This window comes from Prauserella cavernicola, assembly GCF_016595675.1.
Taxonomy (GTDB): domain Bacteria; phylum Actinomycetota; class Actinomycetes; order Mycobacteriales; family Pseudonocardiaceae; genus Prauserella_A; species Prauserella_A cavernicola.
On record NZ_JAENJH010000068.1, the window covers coordinates 1 to 290 of the forward strand.

Below are 290 nucleotides of genomic sequence, written 5' to 3' on the forward strand. Positions count from 1 at the left end.
ACTCGGCATCGACACCCCACGCGTAGTCGGTGAGCACCTCGACGGCATCGGCATCGGCCAGCTCGTCCTGCAGTCCGACGAGCACCGCGAGACACACCGCGCCGGGGTGGATGACCGTGCTCAGGTGTGTGTCGTCGTAGTCGTCGAGGTGGGCGGCGAGGCCCGTCGCGAACGCGGCGTAGAGCGGGGCGAGCGTTCCCGCCCGGCCGGGAACGGCGCCCTTGCCCTCGGTGAGGCCCGCCGACACGGCGGCCACGACGTCCACGGCCGGTTCCCTGGATTCGCCGACA

1 protein-coding gene is annotated in these 290 nt (G+C 72.1%); it reads right to left on the minus strand.

From position 1 onward, the window contains the following. The coding region (locus tag JHE00_RS34725; protein ID WP_307832241.1) for an MmgE/PrpD family protein at positions 1–265 on the minus strand (265 nt) is incomplete at its 3' end. Between the last annotated feature and the right edge of the window lie 25 nt (positions 266–290).